This window comes from Klebsiella sp. CN_Kp100 (assembly GCF_040065315.1).
Lineage (GTDB): Bacteria > Pseudomonadota > Gammaproteobacteria > Enterobacterales > Enterobacteriaceae > Klebsiella > Klebsiella oxytoca.
This window is the reverse complement of the sequence record NZ_JBEAIJ010000028.1, coordinates 1-23399: the sequence shown is the minus strand read 5'-3', so window position 1 is coordinate 23399 and position 23399 is coordinate 1. Positions and strand designations below refer to the sequence as shown.

Genomic DNA, 23399 nt, shown 5'->3' with positions numbered 1-23399 from the left:
ACAAACAATAAAATGCGATTGATGAGGTAAGGTATGAGCTTTTTTCACGCCAATCAGCGGGAAGCCCTGAATCAGAGCCTGGCGGAAGTACAGGGCCAGATTAACGTCTCCTTTGAATTCTTTCCGCCGCGCACCAGTGAAATGGAGCAAACCCTCTGGAAATCCATCGATCGCCTCAGCATCCTGAAGCCGAAGTTTGTCTCCGTAACCTACGGCGCCAACTCCGGTGAACGTGACCGTACCCATAGCATTATCAAAGGTATTAAGGAGCGTACCGGACTTGAGGCCGCGCCGCATCTGACCTGTATCGACGCCAGCCGTGATGAGCTGCGTACCATTGCCAAAGATTACTGGGATAGCGGGATCCGCCATATTGTTGCGCTGCGCGGCGACTTGCCGCCGGGCAGCGGAAAGCCGGATATGTATGCCGCTGACCTGGTGACTCTGCTGAAAGAGGTCGGGGATTTTGATATTTCCGTCGCGGCTTATCCGGAGGTTCATCCCGAAGCCAAAAGCGCGCAGGCAGACTTGCTCAACCTGAAGCGTAAAGTCGAAGCCGGAGCAAACCGCGCGATTACCCAGTTCTTCTTCGATGTGGAAAGCTACCTGCGTTTCCGCGACCGCTGCGTCTCCGCGGGTATCGATGTCGAAATCATTCCGGGTATTCTGCCGGTCTCTAACTTTAAGCAGGCGAAAAAATTTGCCGACATGACCAACGTGCGTATCCCGACGTGGATGGCGAAAATGTTTGAAGGTCTGGACAATGACCCCGAAACCCGCCAGCTGGTAGGGGCGAATATCGCAATGGATATGGTGAAGATTTTAAGTCGTGAAGGGGTGAAAGATTTCCACTTCTATACCCTGAACCGCGCGGAAATGAGCTACGCGATTTGCCACACGCTGGGCGTGCGTCCGGCGTAAACAAGATTCTGTTTCCTCCCCTTATCTTCCTTCTTTTCTCTGCGGTGCCGAAAACGCATTCGACGCCGCTGCTTTTGGTTTATCGTCCCGCCAGCAAAGCGAGTATAGTGCCCGCAAAATATTCATGATGGTTGGATGATGATTATGGCAGGGAAAAATAGCCCGTTGGCCTTCGGCGGCCTGATTGTGCTGACGCTTATCTGGAGCTACAGCTGGATTGCGATGAAGCAGGTGACGCTCTATATCGGCGCGTTCGATTTTACCGCGCTGCGCTGTATTTTGGGGGCGGCTTTGCTGTTTATCGTTTTGCTGCTGCGCGGTCGCGGAATGCGGCCCACGCCATTTGGCTACACGCTGGCGATTGCCCTGCTGCAGACCTGCGGGATGGTTGGGCTTGCCCAGTGGGCGCTGGTCAGCGGCGGGGCCGGGAAGGTTGCGGTTCTAAGCTATACCATGCCGTTTTGGGTGGTCATGATGGCGGCGCTATTTTTAGGCGAACGCATGCGGCGGCTGCAGTATGCCGCGATAGGCGTGGCGGCGCTGGGTTTATTGCTGGTGCTGCAGCCGTGGCAGCTCGATTTTTCGTCGATGAAAAGCGCCCTGCTGGCAATCCTCTCTGGCATAAGCTGGGGGGCCAGCGCGATTGTGGTGAAGCGGATGTATGCCCGCTATCCGCGCGTGGATTTACTGGCCTTGACCAGCTGGCAAATGCTGTATGGCGCGCTGGTGATGAGCGCCGTCGCCTGGCTGGTGCCGCAGCGCAGCATTGACTGGCAGCCTGGGGTTTTTTGGGCGTTGGGATATAGCGCGATTCTGGCCACGGCGCTGGCCTGGTGCCTCTGGTTATTTGTGTTACGCAATTTGCCCGCCAGCGTCGCGGGGCTGAGCACCCTGGCGGTCCCGGTCTGCGGAGTCCTGTTTTCATGGTGGCTCTTAGGGGAAAACCCGGGTCCGGTTGAAGGCGCCGGTATTGTTCTGATTGTCCTGGCTCTGACCCTAATCAGCCTCAGGAAGCGTGACGCTCGGGGGCAGGACGCATAAGTATTATCAACGCAAAACGCTCAATTACCCCTATGCGGACGCCGGGCCATCAGAAGCGATTTTCAGCCAGCAGTAGCTGTACGTTTTGCCTGTCCATCAGAGAGAGAATATCGGCGGAAAGACCGGACTGGCAAACGGCGAAGTCAAGGTCTGCCAGACGGCCGTAACCCGCAAGAAACGTTTGGCCAAATTTCGTTTTGTCCGCCAGCAGGATTTTCTGTCTTCCGGCCCGCATCAGCGTTTGCTTGACGTGCGCGCCGGCCATGGTTGCTACCGTCAGCTCGCCCTCGTCGTTGATTCCCTGAGTGCCAAGGAAGACCTTGTCGGCATGGATGTTATGAAAGAAGTCGGCGGTACTGAAAGAAATCATTCCCTGAGCCTCCTCGTCATATTCGCCAGGCGCTACGATCAATTTAATATTTTTACGCCCTTTCAGCAGATTAACGACCGGGAAGGAATTGGTTATCACCATGATTCTTTTATCTAAAATAAACTGAGCGAGCGCCAGCGGCGTGGCGCCGCAGTCGATAATAAGGGTATCGCCATCTTCAATCAGTTCGGCGGCTTTCTGGCCTATGAGATGCTTATCATCATCCATTTGAATCGAGTTCAGCAGAAAGCTGTGACCGGCGCTGGCGCCGCTGGTCAAATAGGCTCCGCCGTAGGTCGTTTTAACAATACCTTGTTTTTCAAAGAAGGAGAGGTCGCGACGGATGGTCATTTTAGTGACAGCGAACTTTGCGGCGAGCTCATTGACGACGACTTTTTTGTCCTGCTGCAGAATAGCGTAAATGCTCATTCTTCGATCTGATGACTGCATATCTACGACTCACCCAAAGGAAAATCGCACTATAAAATACATCGTTTTGGCGGGCAATGGCGGGCGAAAAGAAGATACCCGCCTGCTGGCGGGTATGTCGGGAGGGGTTATTCCCACTCTTGCAGGAAGCGTTGACCGTACTGGTCGGCAACCAGAAGCGCGGCATAAACCTGATCCGGCGTTGCGCCGCCGGGCATATTATGGATGGTTTCGCCTTCTGCGCAGGCGGCTTCCGCTACGGTACGCATTTTGCCTGGGATATCGGCTTTAATATCCAGCTGCGCCAGGGTGATAGGCAGTCCGACGCTATGGCACAGCGCCGCTACGGTTTCGATCTCTTCTACCGGCGCGTTTTCCAGTACCAGCTGCGTGAGCGTACCGAAAGCTACTTTTTCACCATGATAGTAATGGTGAGCATCCGGGATCGCGGTCAGGCCGTTGTGGATAGCGTGCGCAGCCGCCAGGCCGCCGCTTTCAAAGCCGACGCCGCTCAAGTAGGTGTTGGCTTCAATTACCCGCTCCAGCGCTGGCGTCACAACGTGCTGCTCTGCCGCCAGCATCGCTTTTTCACCTTCTTCAATCAGCGTGTTGTAGCACAGTTCAGCCAGCGCCAGCGCTGCCTGAGTACATTTGCCGCCCGCCATGGTGGTGGCGCCGCTGCGGGAGCAGGCACGCGCTTCAAACCAGGTCGCCAGCGCGTCGCCGATACCGGCCGCCAGCAGGCGCGCCGGGGCTCCGGCAACGATTTGCGTATCGACAATGACCATGTTCGGGTTGCGCGGCAGCATCAGGTAGCTATCAAACTCGCCGTCATCGGTATAGATGACAGAGAGCGCGCTGCAGGGGGCATCGGTGGAGGCAATCGTCGGGGCAATCACCACCGGCAGATTCATAAAGTGTGCTAATGCTTTTGCGGTATCCAGCGTCTTGCCGCCGCCGATACCCAGCACAGCTGTGCAGCGGGCGGAACCGGCAATATCACGCAAGCGGTTGATTTCATTGTGTGAGCATTCGCCGCCAAACGGCGCGATTTCGCCAACCAGATCGGCATCCGCCAGGCTTTTACGCAGTTTTTCTTCGGCAAAACCGAGTACAAATTTATCGCCAACGATGAGCCAGCGCTCAGCCAGCGGTTTGAGGTATCCGCCAAGGCGAGAAATTGCGTCCGCGCCCTGAATGTACTTACCGGGTGATTGAATAATGCGATCCATTTCTATTCCTCCTGGATGACCGGGATGCCGCCTCCTGGGGCGGTCCGCCGATCGGGTTACAGGTTCAGAGTTCCAAAAGCGTTATTCCAGTCCTGCTCAAACTTCTCAATGGCTGACTCTACCGCAGGGGTGCCGAGCATTTGTTGCGCTACATCTAACGGCAGGGTAATAGCTTCGCAACCGGCTAACAGGCAATCCAGCGCCTGGCGCGGCGTCTTAAAGCTGGCGGCCAGCACTTTGCTTTCCGGCGCATGCAGCTCCAGCAGAGATTGCAGCTCCTGGACCATGCGGATGCCGTCGCCGCCCTGGGCGTCGACGCGGTTTACATAAGGTGCAACGTATTTTGCCCCGGCCAGCGCAGCCAGCAGGCCCTGAGATGCGCTATAGACCGCCGTACCAAGCGTGGGGATACCTTCTTTTTTCAACAGTTTGATCGCAGCGAGGCCTTCGGCAGTCACCGGAATTTTTACCACGATACCGGGAACGGCGTTGCTCAGACGCTTGGCTTCTTCCACCATGCCCTGCGCGTCGCGGCTCATGGTCTGGGCGAACAAAATACCTTCCGGGCCGACGGCTTTTTGCAGGCGCGGCAGAACATCCCAAACCGGCGTTTTGCCTGCGGCGATAATGCTCGGGTTAGTGGTCACGCCTGCCAGCGGGTAAATACGGGCCAGGCGTTCAACTTCTGCTACGTTTGCGGTGTCCAGATAGAGTTCCATATTGCTTTCCTCAGTGCTTAATTCGTGGTGTCGTTGAGGTAAGAATACGGCTTTCACTCGAAGGGTCGCCAGATGACAAATTTGCCAAAAACTGGATAAATGTACGCATTACGACTAAGGGTGATTTAGATCACATTTATCTCGAGAGCAGGATCAACAGTGGGATAAAACTACGTACAAAAGTCAGGTTTAACACACAAAAATCTAGTTTTCCGGCGAAGCGGTTTTTTCCGTCAACTGGCTATGATACTGACGGCGATACTCTGACGGCGAGCGTTCGGTGTTTTTGCGGAACAGGCGGCAGAAGTAGTTGCTGTCGGCAAAACCGCAGGCATGGGCGATATCTTTCACTTTCATATCGTGGCCTTTTAACAGCATTCTGGCCTGTTCCAGGCGAATATGATTCAGGTATTCGTTAAACCCCATTGGCCCGCATTTCTGGAACAGATGGGAAAGATAGTTAGGCGAGAGATAAAACGCTTGCGCCACCGACTCCCGGGTTAACGGATCGGCAAAGTGGGCATCAATATGCTTACGAATCGCTTCAAACAGCGCCTGGCTGCGCGATGACGTTTGCACCTGACTGCCCAGCAGATCGGCGCAGTGGCTGAGCAGGCTGGTGACGATACAGCGGGCCGTGTGCTGTTCCTGCGGCTGCATCTGCATTTCATTTAGCGCCTGCAGAAGAAAAGAGCCGACCCGGGGGCCGCGGCGCGGAACCTGCTGTTTATCCAGCACGCTAAGCGCGCCGCCGTCCCAGCGGCGCAGGGCGAATTCCAGCTGTTGTTTACCGAACAGGATGGTTAACAGCGTGGAGGGCACCAGCCATTGAGGAGCGTTCCATCCACCAGCCGGAATATAGAGCACATCGTGCGGCATGAGCCGGGCGCAATCGGCTTTAATCGCCGGATCCTGAAGCTGACCCTCAAGCATGATTTCGAGGCGCGGAAAATCGACGCATAGCGCTTTTTCAGAAGCCGGTCTGGACTCTGTGGGAAAATGGACTTTGCCGATTACCGCCTGACCTTTAATAAAAGAATCAATAACCTGATTGATGCCGTTATCCATTATCGCTCCGCAAAACATGCTTTATCTGCATCATACCGAACATCGTGGAAAAGGCAGAATACCAGAGGGTGGCATAAGATACTCCATCCAAGCAGGATTATTCTTCGGCTCTGTCTGTTTTTATATTTTTGCAATCATGTGCTTACAAGTTATTTCTGCGTACGGCGGATTGCTTCTGGCGGCATCACATATCAGGATTTTTCATTACTTAACATGGGAGTGAGCGAGGGGAATATCTTGTCGACAATCAGCTAACGGAAAGAGAGCTGGCTTAACCAGGAGGTTAGTCCAGTCTCTTTTGTTTATTGCCTGGTCAGTGACTGATTGAGGCCAGATTGTACTTCCATAAGCTCATTTTTGGCTTCTTGTAGCTTCTTCTCTTTTTTTCTGATTTTTTCTGGATCGCCTGAAGCCTGGGCGTGGCGTAGTTCTTCCATGCGCTCGCGGACCTTACTCTCCTTGTCCGCAACCTTCTCTTGCCACTCAGAAGTAAGTTTACCGTCTGTGCAGTAGCGTTGTACTTTTGTCAGCGCGCTTTCCAGCCCCCTGATTCTATGTATATTTCCGTAAGCTTTGGCATACTCCAGCTGTTTTTGAATTTGATATTCTTTTTCCGCACAACCAGACCATTTATCGGATGCAGTGGCTGCGGCAGAAACAAAAGGGCTAAGTAATATAAAACAGGTAAGTGATTTAATTATAAACTTCATGATAAGTCCTTTATCAATTTAAACAGTAAGGGCGAGAGTTTTGTAGTTATTTAATATTGAATGTTATTTGAGAAAAGAGACCCGGTCAATAACCATTGGCCAGGATTTCTCTTATAATTATATGATGTAAAGTTAATTGTTAACTTTATGATTTATAATCAAAAATATAAAATACAACAATCCCGTTGAGTTGCGTGTGGCTACCTCGCTGGTAAAATATAAAGTAAAAGGTGCGCGGACATTCAGATGATGGTTTTAATAAATCAATCACTTTATTTTTTTAGAAATATTGATATCTATGAGGTTTATTTGTTTGTCGATGTTTTGCCCTTTTGCAAGAAAATGCACAACCACTATTGATGGATAAATCAGGCATAGGTTTTTTCATGATATCTGCTGTTTTTTTATCTGGCCACTGAAAACCCATCTGCTAAAACAGATCTCAGGGATTATTTTCTGACCAAAGCGGCTGCTTTTCGGCGCAATGGGTATCCCGAAAAGGGGAAGTCAGGGTATGAAAGTGTGTTGCATAATATTAATGTTATGTTATACCGTAACATATTATTGCTAACCTAAACTCAGGAGAGAGTGATGACCCGAAAGATTTCCGCGCTTATGCTTGGTATGAGCCTGGTCCTGGCGAGCAGCCAGGCTGTTGCCCACGGCCACCATAGTCATGGCCCGGCGCTGACCGAAGCAGAGCAAAAGGCGAGTGACGGCATTTTTGCCGACCAGGATGTAAAGGACAGGACGCTGAGCGACTGGGACGGTATCTGGCAGTCGGTAAATCCCTATCTGCTGAACGGCGATTTAGATGCCGTGCTGGAGCAGAAGGCCAAAAAAGCCGGTAAAAGCGTGGCGGAATATCGGGAATACTATAAGAAGGGCTATGCCACCGATGTGGACCAGATTGGTATCGAAGATAACGTCATGGAGTTTCACATTGGAAAAACCGTGAATACCTGTAAGTACGCCTATTCCGGTTACAAAATCCTGACCTACGCATCCGGTAAAAAAGGCGTGCGCTACCTCTTTGAATGCCAGCAGGCGGATTCAAAAGCGCCAAAGTTCGTCCAGTTTAGCGATCACACCATTGCGCCGCGCAAATCCCAACATTTCCATATCTTTATGGGCAATGAGTCGCAGGAAGCGCTGCTGAAAGAGATGGATAACTGGCCGACCTACTACCCTTACGCGCTGCATAAAGAGCAGATTGTCGACGAAATGCTGCATCACTAATAAAAAGCCCCGGTAAACGCGATGCTTACCGGGGCCGAGGTTTTTAACCCGGCTCGCGCTACGCACGCTTAGCCGGGCTACAGGTTTCTCAAGGCGAATTAGCCGGTGTTACGCATACCAGCCGCAACGCCTGCGATGGTGACCATCAGCGCTTGTTCAACGCGCGGATCCGGTTTTTCACCTTTCTCTTCCGCCAGGCGTGAACGATGCAGCAGTTCGGCCTGGAGTACGTTCAGCGGGTCGGTATAGATATTACGCAGCTGGATGGACTCCGCGATCCACGGCAGGTCGGCCATCAGGTGGGAATCGTTGGCGATGGCCAGCACCACGTTGATGTCAGCAGACAGCAGTTCGCGCAGCTCTTCTCCCAGCTTCCACAGTTCGGGCTTCACCAGACGCTGATCGTAATATTCCGCCAGCCACAGATCGGCTTTTGAATAGACCATCTCCAGCATGCCGAGACGAGTAGAAAAGAACGGCCAGTCGCGGCACATGCTCTCCAGCTCGCTCTGCTTGCCGCCTTCGACGACTTTTTGCAGCGCAGCGCCGGCACCCAGCCAGGCTGGCAGCATCAGGCGGTTTTGCGTCCATGCGAAGATCCACGGAATGGCGCGCAGCGACTCGACGCCGCCGGTCGGGCGACGTTTGGCCGGGCGCGAGCCCAGCGGCAGTTTGCCCAGCTCCTGCTCCGGCGTCGCGGAACGGAAGTAAGGAACGAAATCTTTATTTTCACGCACGTAGCCGCGGTACATCTCGCAGGAGACGTCGGACAGCTCGGCCATGATGTCGCGCCATTGCGCTTTTGGCTCTGGCGGCGGCAGCAGGTTGGCTTCCAGAATCGCGCTGGTGTAGAGCGACAGGCTGCTGATGGTGACTTCCGGCAGACCGTATTTAAAGCGGATCATCTCGCCCTGTTCGGTGACGCGCAGGCCGCCTTTCAGGCTTCCCGGAGGCTGAGAGAGCAGGGCCGCGTGCGCCGGCGCGCCGCCGCGACCGATAGAACCACCGCGGCCGTGGAACAGCGTCAGCTCAATGCCGGCCTTTTCACAGGTTTTAATTAACGCGTCCTGCGCCTGGTACTGCGCCCAGGAGGCGGCCATTACGCCCGCATCTTTCGCCGAGTCGGAATAGCCGATCATGACCATCTGCTTGCCCTGGATAAAGCCGCGATACCAGTCGATATTCAGCAGTTGGGTCATAACGTCGTCGGCGTTATTCAGGTCGTCCAGGGTTTCGAACAGCGGAGCGACCGGCAGCGCAAAGCCGATACCGGCTTCTTTCAGCAGCAGATGTACTGCCAGGACGTCTGACGGCGTTTTGGCCATCGAAATCACATAGGCTGCAATAGAGCCGCGCGGCGCTTCGGAGATGACTTTGCAGGTCTCAAGCACTTCGCGGGTTTCTTCGCTCGGCTCCCACTGACGCGGCAGCAGAGGACGTTTGGAATTCAGTTCGCGGATCAGGAAGGCCTGTTTGTCAGCTTCTGACCAGCTTTCATAGTCGCCGATGCCGAGGTAGCGGGTCATCTCGCCCAGCGCTTCGGTGTGACGGGTGCTTTCCTGACGGATATCGATACGCACCAGCGGTACGCCAAAGGCTTTTACGCGGCGCAGGGTATCGAGCAGCTCGCCGTTGGCGATAATTCCCATACCGCAGGCCTGGAGCGACTGGTAACAGGCGTAGAGCGGTTCCCATAGCTGCTCGTTTTGCGTGATAAGGCCCGCCGGTTTCGGCAGCTTCTGCCCCTTCAGGCGCGCTTCCAGCCAGGCCTGCGTCTCCATCAGTTGCGTGCGCAGTTTTTTCATCAGGTAACGATAGGGTTCCTGCGCGCCTTCCGCGCCTGCCAGTTCACGAAGCTCGTCGGTACACTCGACCATTGACAGCTCGGAAATCAGCAGCTGTACGTCTTTCAGGAACAGATCGGTGGCTTTCCAGCGGCTGAGCAGCAGGACGTGGCGGGTAATGTCGGCGGTTACGTTCGGGTTGCCGTCGCGGTCACCGCCCATCCACGAGGTAAAGCGGACCGGGACAAAATCCACCGGCAGCCGATAGTTCAGGTTATCTTCCAGTTGCTCATTCAGCTCACGCAGGTAGTTTGGTACGCCTTCCCACAGGCTATTTTCGACAACCGCGAAGCCCCATTTGGCTTCATCCACCGGGGTAGGGCGATGCTTACGGATTTCATCGGTATGCCAGGACTGGGCAATCAGCTGGCGAAGACGGCGCATGACCTGGTGGCGCTCATAGTCAGCAATATCGTTATTATCGAGCAGCTTCAGGCAGTTGTTGATCTCGCCCATCTTGTGGATCAGCGTACGACGCGTGATTTCTGTCGGGTGTGCGGTCAGCACCAGTTCCAGCGACAGGGATTCAACGGCTTGTTTAATAATCGTTTCGTTGAGATTCGGTTGCTCTTTGAGCTTTCTCAGGGTGCGGGCAATCACTTCAGGATTACTGGCCGCTTCGCCTTTTGGCGAAATGCTGTGGTATTGCTCAGCGGTATTGGCCAGGTTCAGAAACTGGCTAAAGGCGCGCGCCACCGGCAGCAGCTCGTCGTTGGACAAGTTTTGCAGCGTGGTGAGCAGCTCCTGGCGGTTGGCTTCATTGCCAGCGCGAGAAGATTTGGACAACTTACGGATAGTTTCGACACGATCAAGAATGTTTTCTCCTAGCGCATCCTTGATGGTGTCGCCCAGCACCTTACCGAGCATACTGACATTACTACGCAAAGCGGAATATTGTTCGTTCATGTTACCCCAGACACCCCATCTCATTTTATTTTGTTATATCCGGCGCTCGAAAATTTGAGCAGTGGATAAGCAACCGTCTTTTATAAAGCCACGTAAAACCCCCCGCGTCAATTGTTGCGAAATCGCTTCAGCAAACGAATAAATAGCGGCAATTTGCGAAATTTAACTCAGAGGTCGCTTGATAAGTGTTGCTTATGAAAGCGTGATAATTGTCACCCTCTCGTGCGGAAAAAAATCACCAGAGGGCGCGCGTTTTAATGCCAGCAGAAATGGTGGACCACCTGGGTAATGAGCTCGCGGGTTGGCTTAATAAAGCGCGTTTCCAGATACTCATCCGGCTGGTGGGCCTGGTTAATCGAGCCCGGGCCTAATACCAGCGTCGGACAGAGGGTCTGAATAAACGGCGCTTCGGTGCAGTAGTTGACCACGTCGGTCTGCGCGCCGAGCAGTTTTTCGACTACCTCAACCAGCTTATGGTCCGGTGGGCATTCGTAGCCAGGGATCGGCGGATGCAGTTCAGCAACGGTCAGGCGACCTGGCCAACGCTCACTCACCGGTGCCAGCGCCTCGTTCAGCAGCCCGTTAAGATCGTTGAGGGTCATTCCGGGCAGCGGGCGAATATCCATATGCAGTTCGCAACAGGCGCAAATGCGGTTGGAGGCATCGCCGCCGTGAATGGCCCCAAGGTTAAGTGTGGGATACGGGACGGTAAATGCGGCGTAGTGATAACGCTCTTTCAGGTCATCGCGCAACTGCATGATGCGGCCGATGGCATCGTGCATTAGCTCAATGGCGTTGACGCCGCGTGCCGGGTCGCTGGAGTGGCCAGACTGCCCCTGAACGCGAACGGCAGTAGAGATATGGCCTTTGTGCGCGCGTACCGGCTGCAGCGAAGTCGGTTCGCCGATAATGGCGCAGTCCGGCCGCAGTTGGGTCGTTTCGGCGAAATAGCGCGCGCCGGCCATGCTGGTCTCTTCATCGGCCGTCGCCAGAATATAGAGCGGCTTTTTCAGTTTAGCCACATCGACGTCGCGCAAGGCATCGAGAATAAAGGCGAAGAAGCCTTTCATATCCGCAGTGCCCAGGCCGTATAGCTTATTGTCGTGCTCGGTCAGGGTAAAAGGATCGCGAGTCCAGCGGCCATCATCAAACGGGACGGTATCGGTGTGCCCGGCAAGCAGCAGGCCGCCTGCGCCGTGGCCGGTACTCGCCAGCAGGTTGAATTTATTACGCGTATCCGGCACCGGCTGAACTTCAACATTAAAGCCGATATCACGGAACCAGCCCGCCAGTAAATTGATTAAAGACTCATTGCTTTGATCCAGCGCCTCTTCGGTTGCGCTGATGGAAGGTGTGGCGATCAGCGCGCGGTAAATCTCGATAAAGGGCGGTAAATTGTTTTTCATTGTTGACACACCTCGGGTCGTGATAGTATCAATATTCATGCATTATTTGTGAATAAAAATACATTATCGTTGAGCGTAAGGAAACCCATCGAACGTAAGGATGATGCGCTTACGGCTCAACAGGGTGGGGAAGGCAACGGTCTTCCAGGGCAAATATACGTAAGCAAGAAGGTGAAGAGCCCCAATGTTGAACACGCTGATTGTGGGCGCCAGCGGTTATGCCGGCGCAGAGCTAGTGGCCTATGTAAATCGCCATCCTCATATGACCATAACCGCTTTGACGGTCTCCGCGCAAAGCAATGATGCGGGAAAATTAGTTTCCGATTTGCATCCGCAACTGAAAGGCATTGTCGATCTGCCGCTGCAGCCGATGTCTGATATCAGCGAGTTTAGCGCCGGAGTCGATGTCGTTTTTCTGGCTACCGCCCATGAAGTGAGCCACGATCTGGCGCCGCAGTTTCTCGCGGCGGGCTGCGTGGTGTTCGATCTCTCCGGGGCGTTCCGCGTGAATGACGGCGCCTTCTATGAAAAATATTATGGTTTCACTCATCAGCACCCTGAACTGCTTGAACAGGCGGTTTACGGCCTGGCCGAGTGGAGAGTCGAAAAGCTAAAAGAGGCAAATCTGATTGCCGTACCCGGCTGCTACCCGACGGCGGCTCAGCTATCGTTAAAACCGCTGATCGATGCGGGACTGCTGGATCTTAACCAGTGGCCGGTGATCAACGCGACCAGCGGGGTCAGCGGCGCCGGGCGTAAAGCCTCTCTCGGTAACAGCTTCTGCGAAGTCAGCCTGCAACCCTACGGCGTTTTCAATCACCGCCATCACCCGGAAATCTCCACCCACCTGGGCGCGGACGTTATTTTTACCCCGCATCTGGGCAATTTTAAGCGTGGGATTCTGGAAACCATTACCTGTCGTCTGAAGCCCGGCGTCAGTAAAGAACAGGTCGCGGCGGTGTTCCAGCAGGCCTATGCGGATAAACCGCTGGTACGTTTATACGATCGTGGGGTCCCTGCATTGAAAAATGTCGTGGGTCTGCCATTCTGTGATATCGGTTTTGCAGTCCAGGATGAACATATCATCGTGGTGGCGGCGGAAGATAACCTGCTGAAAGGTGCGGCCGCGCAGGCCGTACAGTGCGCTAATATTCGTTTCGGCTTCGCTGAGACGCAGTCTCTTATTTAAGGTGTGATGATGAATCCTTTAATTATCAAACTCGGCGGCGTCCTGCTGGACAGCGAAGAAGCGCTGGAGCGCCTGTTTACTGCCCTGGTGAACTACCGTGAATCACATCAGCGCCCGCTAATTATTGTGCACGGCGGCGGCTGTGTGGTGGATGAACTGATGAAGCAGCTCAATCTGCCGGTGAACAAGAAAAATGGTCTGCGGGTCACCCCGGCGGATCAGATCGACATTATTACCGGCGCGCTGGCGGGAACCGCCAATAAAACGCTGCTGGCGTGGGCGAAGAAACACGGCCTGGCTTCCGTTGGGCTATTCCTCGGCGATGGCGATAGCGTCAAAGTGACGCAGCTTGATGAAGAGCTTGGCCATGTCGGATTTGCTCAGCCGGGTTCTCCGGCGCTGATTAACACGCTGCTGGCGGGCGGTTATCTGCCGGTTGTCAGCTCCATCGGCGTTACCGATGACGGTAAGTTAATGAACGTCAACGCCGACCAGGCGGCGACCGCGCTGGCGGCAACGCTTGGCGCAGACCTGATTCTGCTGTCAGACGTGAGCGGCATTCTCGATGGCAAAGGTCAGCGTATTGCTGAAATGACCGCCGGGAAAGCTGAACAACTGATCGAGCAGGGCATTATCACCGACGGAATGATCGTCAAAGTGAATGCGGCTCTGGACGCGGCGCGGACATTAGGCCGCCCGGTCGATATCGCCTCCTGGCGGCACGCAGAGCAGCTCCCTGCGCTGTTTAACGGTACGCCGATCGGCACGCGTATTCTGGCATAATCAATTTATCATTTTGTCGGCCCGGTAAGCGCAGCGCCGCCGGGCAATAAAATTCAAAGATATTAAGGAAGCATGTTATGGCACTTTGGGGTGGGCGTTTTACTCAGGCAGCGGATCAGCGGTTCAAACAGTTCAACGACTCTTTGCGCTTTGACTATCGCCTGGCGGAGCAGGATATCGTTGGCTCTGTTGCCTGGTCCAAAGCGCTGGTGACGGTGGGCGTACTGACCGCTGATGAACAGCAGAAGCTGGAAGAGGCGCTGAACATTCTGCTGGAAGAAGTACGGGCTAATCCGCAGCAGATCCTCGAAAGCGATGCGGAAGATATTCATAGCTGGGTAGAAGGTAAACTGATCGACAAGGTTGGCCAACTGGGCAAAAAGCTGCACACCGGGCGCAGCCGTAATGACCAGGTCGCAACGGACCTGAAGCTGTGGTGCAAAGATACCGTGGTGGAACTGCTGTCGGCGAATCGTCAGCTGCAAAGCGCGCTGGTTGAGACGGCGGAGGCTAATCAGGACGCGGTCATGCCGGGCTATACTCACCTGCAGCGCGCGCAGCCGGTGACGTTCGCTCACTGGTGTCTGGCCTATGTCGAAATGCTGGCGCGTGATGAAAGCCGCCTGCAGGATGCGCTGAAGCGTCTGGACGTCAGCCCGCTGGGCTGCGGCGCGCTGGCGGGGACCGCCTATGAAATCGATCGCGAACAGCTTGCCGGCTGGCTGGGTTTCGCAACGGCGACCCGCAATAGCCTGGACAGCGTGTCCGATCGCGATCACGTCCTGGAACTGCTGTCTGATGCCTCAATCGGCATGGTCCACCTGTCGCGTTTTGCCGAAGATCTGATCTTCTTTAATACCGGCGAAGCGGGCTTTGTGGAGCTTTCTGACCGCGTGACGTCGGGTTCATCCCTGATGCCGCAGAAGAAAAACCCGGATGCGCTGGAGCTGATCCGCGGTAAATGCGGCCGCGTGCAGGGTGCCCTGACCGGCATGATGATGACCCTTAAAGGGCTGCCGCTGGCCTACAACAAAGATATGCAGGAAGATAAAGAAGGCCTGTTTGACGCGCTTGATACCTGGCTCGACTGCCTGCATATGGCGGCGCTGGTGCTTGACGGTATTCAGGTGAAACGCCCGCGCTGTGAAGAAGCCGCGCAGCAGGGATACGCGAATGCCACCGAGCTGGCGGACTATCTGGTAGCTAAAGGCGTACCGTTCCGTGAGGCGCACCATATTGTGGGTGAAGCGGTAGTAGAAGCCATTGCCCAGGGCAAACCGCTGGAAGATCTCCCTCTGGCCGATTTACAAAAATTTAGCGGCGTTATTGCTGATGACGTCTATCCGATTCTTTCGCTGCAGTCGTGTCTGGATAAGCGAGCGGCTAAAGGCGGCGTTTCTCCGCAGCAGGTTGCTCAGGCGATTGCCGACGCTAAATCGCGCCTGGTTTGAGCTATCTGTTCGCTGCCTGAAAGGCATTAAATAAAGGAAGCTCGGGTAACTCCGGGCTTTTTTATGCAAAAAAAAAGCGGACACAAGGTCCGCAAAAGTTCACGTTGGCTTTAGTTATCCGGGTAGAGAACTGATGAGGAAGCTCAATGATTTTCTGCAGTTTTCCTCATTTATGGGTTTATTATTGAACAGAAACCTTGATAGGGATAATCGTTCGTTGCTATTCTATCTATCGCCATGGACTATCGTGGCGATGGAGGATGAATAATGAATATTCGCGATCTTGAATATCTGGTAGCGCTAGCTGAACACCGCCACTTCCGCCGTGCGGCGGATTCTTGCCACGTCAGTCAACCTACGCTTAGCGGGCAGATCCGTAAGCTGGAGGATGAACTCGGCGTGATGTTGCTGGAGCGCACCAGCCGTAAGGTTCTGTTCACCCAGGCAGGGCTGCTGCTGGTGGATCAAGCGCGTACCGTGCTACGCGAAGTCAAAGTGCTTAAGGAAATGGCGAGCCAGCAGGGAGAGACCATGTCCGGGCCATTGCATATCGGACTGATCCCGACCATTGGCCCTTATCTGCTGCCGCTGATTATCCCCATGCTGCACCAGACCTTTCCGAAGCTGGAAATGTATCTGCATGAAGCGCAAACCCATCAGCTGCTGGCCCAGCTTGATAGCGGTAAGCTCGACTGCGCAATTCTGGCGCTGGTCAAAGAGAGCGAAGCTTTTATTGAGGTGCCGCTGTTTGATGAGCCAATGATGCTGGCTATCTATGAAGATCATCCGTGGGCAAACCGCGAGTGCGTGCCGATGTCGGATCTGGCCGGTGAAAAACTGCTGATGCTGGAAGATGGCCACTGCCTGCGCGATCAGGCGATGGGCTTTTGCTTTGAAGCCGGCGCCGATGAAGACACCCACTTCCGTGCGACCAGTCTCGAAACGCTGCGTAACATGGTGGCTGCTGGTAGCGGCATCACCCTGTTGCCCGCCTTAGCCGTGCCGCAGGAGAGAAAGCGCGATGGCGTGGTCTATGTGCCTTGCATTAAGCCGGAACCGAGACGTACCGTTGGGCTGGTTTATCGCCCGGGTTCTCCGCTGCGTAGCCGTTATGAACATCTGGCGGAGGCCATCCGCAGTAAAATGGATGGCCATTTCGACGCGGCGTTAAAACAGGCGGTTTAAGCCATTCAACGCGGCTACCCGATAGGCTTCCGCCATTGTCGGATAGTTAAAGGTGGTGTTAACGAAGTACTCAATGGTGTTACCGCCGCCTTTCTGCTCCATTATCGCCTGGCCGATGTGAATAATTTCGGCCGCGCGCTCACCGAAACAATGAATGCCGAGGATCTCTTTCGTTTCGCGATGAAACAGGATCTTCAACGTACCGACGCTCATACCGACAATCTGCGCTCGCGCCAGGTGCTTGAACTGCGCGCGCCCGACCTCATAAGGCACCTTCATTGCCGTCAGCTGCTGCTCGGTTTTGCCGACCGAGCTGATTTCCGGAATGGTGTAAATCCCGGTAGGAATATCCTCAATCAGATGCGCAGATGCTTCGCCTTTCACCAGCGCCTGGGCCGCAATGCGCCCCTGATCGTACGCGGCGGAGGCCAGGCTCGGATAGCCAATCACATCGCCGACAGCATAGATGTGCGGCAGGGCGGTCTGGTACATGCTGTTGACCTTTAGCTGACCGCGGCTATCGGTCTGCAGACCGATATTTTCCAGCGCCAGAGAGTCGGTATTCCCGGTACGGCCGTTGGCGTAGAGCAGGCAGTCCGCCTTGAGCTTTTTGCCGGATTTCAGATGCATGATGACGCCGTCATCAACGCCTTCAATCTTTTCGTACTCTTCGTTGTGACGAATTACCACGCCGCTGTTCCAGAAGTGATAGGAGAGCGAATCAGACATCTCTTGATCGAGAAACGCCAGCAGACGATCGCGGGTGTTGATCAGATCCACTTTGACCTCCATCCCGCGGAAGATCGACGCATATTCGCAGCCGATCACCCCGGCGCCATAAATGATCACATGGCGCGGTTCGTGATGCAGGCTGAGGATCGAGTCGCTGTCATAAATGCGCGGATGATGAAAGTCGACGTCTGCCGGGTGATAGGGGCGTGAACCGCAGGCAATGACGAACTTTTCCGCCGTCACCGTCTCCACGGTACCGTCGTGGCATTCCAGCGCGATAGTGTGTTCATCGACAAAATGGGCGTTGCCCTGCAGGATTTCACAGTGGTTGCGCTCGTAGAAACCCTGACGCATATGGGTTTGCTGGTTAATGACGCTGTCGGCATGGTTCAGGATATCGGCGAAGGAAGAACGAAGAAGACGGGAATGGTCGCTGTAGAGGGGGTTTTGGTTAAACTCGATAATACGGCTGACGGCATGGCGGAGGGCTTTTGACGGGATGGTACCCCAGTGGGTACAACCGCCGCCGACGTTATGGTAGCGCTCGATGACGGCAACGCGTGCTCCCTGTTTCACCAGCCCCATGGCGGCACCTTCTCCGCCCGGACCGGAACCAATCACAATTGCATCATAATCCCAAGAGTGTGACATGGCATTACTCACCTGTTTTATACATAAAATAAACACGATGATAACATTCGGCGCGCTTTAACCCAATTATCGTTGTGCTTTTTTGCGGCATAAAAGCAGAAACAGCTCGTAAACAATCATTCACAATCCAGTGTAAACCGATTAGTTCTAATCTCTGGTATAGTGCCGGAAGGGCTTATGGAAGGATTCAGACAACGTGATGGGCGTAAGAGCGCAACAAAAAGAAAAAACCCGGCGTTCGCTGGTGGAAGCAGCATTTAGCCAGCTAAGTGCTGAACGAAGTTTTGCCAGCTTGAGCCTGCGCGAAGTGGCGCGGGAAGCCGGGATCGCCCCAACGTCCTTCTATCGCCATTTCCGCGATGTCGATGAGCTGGGTTTGACCATGGTGGATGAAAGCGGGCTGATGCTGCGTCAGCTGATGCGTCAGGCGCGGCAGCGTATCGCCAAAGGGGGCAGCGTCATTCGTACCTCTGTTTCCACCTTTATGGAATTCATCGGTAACAATCCGAATGCCTTCCGTCTGCTGCTGCGTGAACGCTCCGGTACATCCGCGGCGTTTCGTGCCGCCGTGGCGCGTGAAATTCAGCATTTCATCGCGGAACTTGCCGACTATTTAGAAATCGAAAACCATATGCCGCGCGCCTTTACCGAAGCGCAGGCTGAAGCTATGGTCACCATCGTATTTAGCGCCGGCGCCGAGGCCCTGGATGTAGGTCCGGAGCAGCGTCGGCAGCTGGAAGAGCGCCTGGTGCTGCAGCTCAGAATGATCTCGAAAGGCGCGTATTATTGGTATCGCCGTGAACAAGAAAAAATTTCAAATCATTCCGAATAACGTGAAGGACGAGCAATGAAACACTCAGTACAAGATAGAGGCACGCTGCTGCTGGCGCTGATCGCAGGTTTATCCATTAATGGAACCTTCGCTGCGCTATTCAGTTCAATTGTCCCTTTTTCCATTTTCCCTGTTTTGTCGCTGGTGCTGACGGTTTACTGTCTGCATCAGCGCTATCAAAATCGTAGTATGCCCGTGGGTCTGCCGGGGCTTGCCGCCGCCTGTTTTATTCTCGGCGTGCTGGTTTATAGCACCGTTGTGCGCGCGGAATATCCGGACATCGGCTCTAACTTCTTCCCGGCGGTTCTGTCGGTGATTATGGTGTTCTGGATTGGCTACAAAGTGCGCAACCGCAAGAGCGCGATCGCTGAATAATCTATCGCCCGGCAACAGCGCTGTTGCCGGGTTTCCTGCCGCAGCTTTACTTCTTCGTTAACAATACGCCGCATTCCATATGGTGGGTATACGGAAACTGGTCGAACAGCGCCAGGCGCGTGATCTCGTGGGTATCACTGAGCGTTTCCAGGTTCTGGCATAGGGTCTCCGGATTGCAGGAGATATACAGAATACGCGGATACGCCTGCACCATTTTCTCCGTTTCGCTATCCAGCCCGCTGCGCGGCGGATCGACAAAAATCGTCTCGCACTGATAGCTCTTCAGATCGATGCCCTGCAGGCGATTAAACTCCCGCACGCCGTTCATCGCTTGAGTAAACTCTTCCGCCGACATGCGGATAATCTGCACATTATCAATGTGGTTCGCGGCAATGTTGTATTGCGCTGCTGCGACGGATGGTTTAGCAATCTCTGTTGCCAGCACGCGATCGAAATTACGCGCCAGCGCCAGCGAAAAGTTGCCGTTGCCGCAATACAGCTCAAGCAGGTCGCCGGTTGCGCCTTTCGTGGTATCAATAGCCCACTCCAGCATCTGGATGTTCATCGCTGCGTTCGGCTGGGTGAAGCTATTCTCTACCTGGCGATAGACCATTTCACGCCCGCCAACCGGTAAGCGTTCATCAATATAATCCTGATCCAGCTCGATTTTCGTCTTCGTTGCGCGGCCAATCAGATGCACATTCAGGTTTTGCGCCCGCAGCGCATCGCGCAAACGCTCCGCCTGCTGGCGCCACTCGTCGTCGAGCTTTTTATGATACAGCAGCGATATCACCGCCTGGTTGCTTAGGGTGGTCAGATAATCCACCTGAAACAGTTTATGGCGCAGTACCGGGTTATCGCGTACGCCGGCAATCACGGCAGTCATCAATTGATTAATAAATTCACTGGCGGCCGGGAAGGTATCGACGCGAATACGGGATTTGGTCTGCTGATCAAACATAATGTGGTACAGGTCATCGCCATCGTGCCACAGGCGGAACTCTGCGCGCATGCGATAGTGGCTGACCGGCGAACGAAACACTTCCGGAACCGGGGCGCTGAAAGGCGCCATCATTTTCTGCAAACGGACGACTTTCTCTGCCAGCTGCGCTTCATATTGTTCGGTAGGAAGGTGTTTGGGGGTCATGATGTATCCTGAATAAAATAAGTACGCGGGGATTGTAGGGAAAGCGCTGGGGATGTCCAGCCCTGATAATATCAGGAAATATCACCGTAGAAGTCTGGACATCTATATGTTTCTGATTATAGCATCGTGTTACCGGTCCTATGAGTTAATAGGGAATCCAGTGCAAATCTGGAGCTGACGCGCAGCGGTAAGGAAAAGTGGGATGAGCGCATAGTGCAGACACTGCGGTTATTTAGCGGGAAGTCCTCATCCATTAAACACCCCAAGCCCGAAGACCTGCCGGAATACGTCGCATTTGGTTTCTATCATCGCGTGCTATTGATAGAGCCGGCGGCATCCTTTGCATATTACGGATGCTTTTAAAATGATTAAAAAAGCTTCGCTGATGACGGCGCTCTCCGTCACGGCTTTTTCCGGCTGGGCGCAGGACAGCAATTCAGATACGTTAGTGGTGACAGCAAATCGTTTTCAACAACCGGTCAACACGGTCCTTGCGCCGACCGATGTTGTGACGCGGGAAGAGATCGATCGCTGGCAGGCGAAAGATTTGAACGATGTAATGCGCCGATTGCCAGGTGTGGACGTCGCGCAAAATGGGGGGATGGGGCAATCTTCCTCGCTCTTCATCCGTGGTACCGAAGCCAAACAGGTGCTGGTTCTGGTTGATGGCGTTCCCATGGCCCGACCGGGTATCACCAATAATCCTGACCTGAACCAGATTCCGCTATCGCTGGTGCAGAGAGTTGAATATATCCGCGGCCCGCGTTCGGCGATTTATGGTTCCGGCGCAATGGGCGGCGTGATTAACGTCATTACGCATTCCGATAAAGAACAATCCAAAATTACCGCTGGGGTGGGTTCTAAAGGGTACCAACAATATGACGGTACTCTGCGCCATCGCTTTGGCGATACGGTCGCGACAGTTGCGGGCTCTTATGAGGGCAATAAAGGCTTTAACGTTCAGCCTGATTCAACCTGGGATCACGACGGCGATCGCGATGGTTTCCGTAATAAAACGTTTTGGGGCAGTCTTGAGCATAAATTTAACGAGAATTTTGACGGTTTCTTCCGCGGACACAGCTACACCAACAACTCTGATTACGATCTTGGAAGCCCGCCGTATAGTCCGGCCAACAGCGCAGATGAAAACCAACTCTATAACCAAAGCTGGGATGCCGGGCTGAACTTCAATTCCGGTATTTACTCCTCTCAGCTTATCGCCAGCTATCAGAAGGTAAAGGACTATAACTACAGCAGTATTTATGGTCGTTATAATGATGGGACGACGCTCGACAGGATGACGCAGCGTAATCTTCAATGGGGCAATAACGTTATTGTCGGTCACGGCTCGGTCAGCGCAGGGGTCGATTGGCAGCAGCAGCGTTTAACGTCGTCAGATACGGCGCTGTCGGATACCTACAAGCGTGATAACACGGGGCTGTATCTGACGGGCCAGCAGCAAGTGGGTGATGTCACCCTCGAAGCTTCCGGACGTGAAGACCACGATGAGCAGTTTGGCTGGCACGGTACCTGGCAGACTACCGCAGGATGGGAGTTTGTTGAAAATTATCGCCTGACTATCGGTTACGGTACCGGCTTCCTTGCGCCTTCTTTAGGACAACAGTTTGGCTCAACCCGATTTGGTATCAACGCGAATCCTAATTTGAAACCTGAAGAGTCGAAACAGTGGGAGGCGGGGCTGGAAGGGCTTACCGGCCCAGTTGACTGGCGCTTATCCGCGTACCATTACAAGATTAGTAATCTGATTACCTATTACTCCGATCCTGTTACCTATGAGGGGGAGTACGACAATATCAATGCCGCCACGATTAAAGGCGTGGAATGGACGGGAAGTATTGATACCGGTATTTTTAGCCATCGCGTAACGTTGCAGTATGTTGATCCGCGTAACGATGATAACGGTGAAGTGCTGGCCCGGCGTTCTAAACGACAGGCAAAATATCAGCTGGACTGGTCCGTGTTTGATGTCGATATGGATGTGTCGTGGCAGTATTATGGGAAGCGTTACGACAACAACACCTCCCAATACAACAATACGCAAAGAATTTTGCCGAGCTACAGCACGGTAGACGTTTCTGCAGCGTATCCGATCACCGATCGACTGACAGTTCGTGGTAAAATAGCTAACCTGTTCGATAAAGATTACGAGACAGCTTATGGCTACCAAACTGCAGGACGAGAATACTACTTGTCTGGCAGCTACACCTTCTGATCCACGTCCCACCGTGCTGGTGTTTGATTCCGGCGTCGGTGGGCTGTCGGTTTACAATGAGATTCGGCAGCTTTTGCCGAATCTGCATTATATCTACGCTTTCGACAACGTTGCTTTCCCCTACGGCGAGAAAAGCGAAGAGTTTATTGTTGAACGCGTTCTGGAGATTGTCACCGCGGTTCAGCAGCGTTACCCCCTGGCGCTGGCCGTCATTGCCTGTAATACCGCAAGTACCGTTTCCCTCCCCGCCTTGCGCGACAAATTTGCGTTTCCGGTTGTCGGCGTGGTTCCTGCGATAAAACCCGCGGCACGATTAACGGCGAATGGCGTTGTTGGTCTGCTGGCGACGCGCGGGACGGTAAAACGTCCTTATACGCGCGAACTGATTGCTCGTTTTGCGAATGAATGCAAAATCGAAATGCTGGGATCGGCAGAGCTGGTTGAGCTGGCAGAAGCCAAGCTGCACGGCGAGCCGGTTCCGCTGGATGAGCTGCGACGTATTCTGCGTCCCTGGCTGCGAATGCAGGAGCCGCCTGATACGGTTGTGTTGGGCTGTACGCATTTCCCTCTATTACAAGAGGAGCTGCAGCAGGTTCTGCCGGAAGGGACAAGAATGATCGACTCCGGGGCGGCGATTGCGCGTCGAACCGCCTGGCTATTAGAGCATGAAGCGCCTGATGCAAAATCGGGTGATGCCAATATTGCGTACTGTATGGCGTTAACGGCTGAAACTGAACAGCTTTTGAGCGTTTTGCAGCGTTACGGCTTCGAATCGCTGGAAAAATTACCGCTTTCATAGCCTTTTGCACAAAAAAGAGACGGTTGAAAGATTTTTTGCAAACAGGGCTTGTCAACGTCTCAGAACTCCCTATAATGCGCCTCCACTGACACGGAACAACGGCTTACAGCCCGCCGGGTCAGCGGGATTCAGCGATG

Annotated in this window: 20 protein-coding genes and 1 riboswitch; of the genes, 11 read left to right on the top strand and 9 right to left on the bottom strand. The window is 54.0% G+C overall.

Annotated elements, in window-relative coordinates; translation table 11 throughout:
* Positions 1-33: 33 nt before the first annotated feature.
* Together metF and ABLV12_RS08880 are read left to right on the top strand one after the other, a co-directional pair.
* Positions 34-921, top strand: a complete 888-nt coding sequence (metF, locus tag ABLV12_RS08885) for a methylenetetrahydrofolate reductase (protein ID WP_017145150.1) — start codon at positions 34-36, stop codon at positions 919-921.
* Between the two features lie 144 nt (positions 922-1065).
* Positions 1066-1962 (top strand): DMT family transporter, encoded by an 897-nt coding sequence (locus tag ABLV12_RS08880; protein ID WP_160887294.1) that lies wholly within the window; start codon positions 1066-1068, stop codon positions 1960-1962.
* 49 nt (positions 1963-2011) lie between these two features.
* Here the strand turns inward: ABLV12_RS08880 and ABLV12_RS08875 are convergent, their stop codons facing one another.
* The 5 genes from ABLV12_RS08875 to ABLV12_RS08855 form a co-directional block, all read right to left on the bottom strand.
* Complete coding sequence (locus ABLV12_RS08875) at positions 2012-2761, bottom strand: DeoR/GlpR family DNA-binding transcription regulator (protein ID WP_024274868.1); 750 nt, start codon at positions 2759-2761, stop codon at positions 2012-2014.
* Between the two features lie 128 nt (positions 2762-2889).
* Positions 2890-3993: a glycerol dehydrogenase gene (locus tag ABLV12_RS08870; RefSeq protein WP_004107557.1), complete on the bottom strand. Its 1104-nt coding sequence runs from the start codon at positions 3991-3993 to the stop codon at positions 2890-2892.
* Between the two features lie 56 nt (positions 3994-4049).
* Positions 4050-4712, bottom strand: a complete 663-nt coding sequence (gene fsa / locus ABLV12_RS08865) for a fructose-6-phosphate aldolase (protein WP_004107558.1) — start codon at positions 4710-4712, stop codon at positions 4050-4052.
* A gap of 204 nt (positions 4713-4916) precedes the next feature.
* A complete protein-coding gene (locus ABLV12_RS08860) occupies positions 4917-5780 on the bottom strand; it encodes an AraC family transcriptional regulator (protein WP_348866985.1) in 864 nt (287 codons plus the stop codon).
* A 302-nt stretch (positions 5781-6082) separates the two neighbouring features.
* A complete protein-coding gene (locus tag ABLV12_RS08855) occupies positions 6083-6490 on the bottom strand; it encodes a DUF1090 domain-containing protein (protein WP_064344082.1) in 408 nt (135 codons plus the stop codon).
* A 591-nt stretch (positions 6491-7081) separates the two neighbouring features.
* On the opposite strand from ABLV12_RS08855, the gene zinT reads away from it, so the two are divergent.
* Positions 7082-7729: a metal-binding protein ZinT gene (zinT, locus tag ABLV12_RS08850; protein WP_348866984.1), complete on the top strand. Its 648-nt coding sequence runs from the start codon at positions 7082-7084 to the stop codon at positions 7727-7729.
* Between the two features lie 98 nt (positions 7730-7827).
* Here the strand turns inward: zinT and ppc are convergent, their stop codons facing one another.
* Both ppc and argE read right to left on the bottom strand, forming a co-directional pair.
* The gene (gene ppc / locus ABLV12_RS08845) at positions 7828-10479 is read right to left on the bottom strand and encodes a phosphoenolpyruvate carboxylase (RefSeq protein WP_004107564.1); all 2652 of its coding nucleotides are present in this window, start codon (positions 10477-10479) and stop codon (positions 7828-7830) included.
* 254 nt (positions 10480-10733) lie between these two features.
* Positions 10734-11885, bottom strand: a complete 1152-nt coding sequence (argE, locus tag ABLV12_RS08840) for an acetylornithine deacetylase (protein WP_004116916.1) — start codon at positions 11883-11885, stop codon at positions 10734-10736.
* A gap of 184 nt (positions 11886-12069) precedes the next feature.
* Here argE and argC point away from each other — a divergent pair, with 184 nt between their 5' ends.
* The 4 genes from argC to oxyR all read left to right on the top strand — a co-directional run bounded on the left by argC (position 12070) and on the right by oxyR (position 16493).
* Entirely contained in the window at positions 12070-13074 is a 1005-nt protein-coding gene (argC, locus tag ABLV12_RS08835; protein ID WP_348866983.1) for an N-acetyl-gamma-glutamyl-phosphate reductase, read from the top strand.
* A 6-nt stretch (positions 13075-13080) separates the two neighbouring features.
* On the top strand, positions 13081-13857 hold the full coding sequence (gene argB, locus ABLV12_RS08830; RefSeq protein ID WP_094298910.1) for an acetylglutamate kinase: 777 nt from the start codon (positions 13081-13083) through the stop codon (positions 13855-13857).
* A gap of 77 nt (positions 13858-13934) precedes the next feature.
* A complete protein-coding gene (gene argH / locus ABLV12_RS08825) occupies positions 13935-15308 on the top strand; it encodes an argininosuccinate lyase (protein ID WP_004116920.1) in 1374 nt (457 codons plus the stop codon).
* Positions 15309-15575: 267 nt separating this feature from the next.
* Positions 15576-16493: a DNA-binding transcriptional regulator OxyR gene (gene oxyR, locus ABLV12_RS08820; RefSeq protein ID WP_004107578.1), complete on the top strand. Its 918-nt coding sequence runs from the start codon at positions 15576-15578 to the stop codon at positions 16491-16493.
* On the opposite strand, the gene sthA is transcribed toward oxyR, so the two are convergent.
* Positions 16476-17876 carry a Si-specific NAD(P)(+) transhydrogenase gene (gene sthA, locus ABLV12_RS08815; RefSeq protein WP_004116922.1) on the bottom strand — a complete coding sequence of 467 codons (1401 nt, stop codon included), beginning with the start codon at positions 17874-17876 and terminating at the stop codon, positions 16476-16478. The genes oxyR and sthA overlap by 18 nt on opposite strands.
* 196 nt (positions 17877-18072) lie before the next feature.
* Here sthA and fabR point away from each other — a divergent pair, with 196 nt between their 5' ends.
* Positions 18073-18708, top strand: a complete 636-nt coding sequence (gene fabR / locus ABLV12_RS08810; protein ID WP_004107582.1) for an HTH-type transcriptional repressor FabR — start codon at positions 18073-18075, stop codon at positions 18706-18708.
* Positions 18709-18723: 15 nt separating this feature from the next.
* The gene (locus ABLV12_RS08805) at positions 18724-19083 is read left to right on the top strand and encodes a YijD family membrane protein (protein WP_004107583.1); all 360 of its coding nucleotides are present in this window, start codon (positions 18724-18726) and stop codon (positions 19081-19083) included.
* Between the two features lie 46 nt (positions 19084-19129).
* On the opposite strand, the gene trmA is transcribed toward ABLV12_RS08805, so the two are convergent.
* Positions 19130-20230, bottom strand: coding sequence for a tRNA (uridine(54)-C5)-methyltransferase TrmA (trmA, locus tag ABLV12_RS08800; RefSeq protein ID WP_064398831.1), 1101 nt, complete (start codon positions 20228-20230; stop codon positions 19130-19132).
* Positions 20231-20346: 116 nt separating this feature from the next.
* A riboswitch (cobalamin riboswitch) is annotated at positions 20347-20529 on the top strand.
* A 65-nt stretch (positions 20530-20594) separates the two neighbouring features.
* Here trmA and btuB point away from each other — a divergent pair.
* Positions 20595-22463, top strand: a complete 1869-nt coding sequence (gene btuB / locus ABLV12_RS08795; protein WP_049593888.1) for a TonB-dependent vitamin B12 receptor BtuB — start codon at positions 20595-20597, stop codon at positions 22461-22463.
* Positions 22408-23262: a glutamate racemase gene (gene murI, locus ABLV12_RS08790; protein ID WP_004116931.1), complete on the top strand. Its 855-nt coding sequence runs from the start codon at positions 22408-22410 to the stop codon at positions 23260-23262. The genes btuB and murI overlap by 56 nt, the downstream gene beginning before the upstream one ends.
* Positions 23263-23399: the final 137 nt, after the last annotated feature.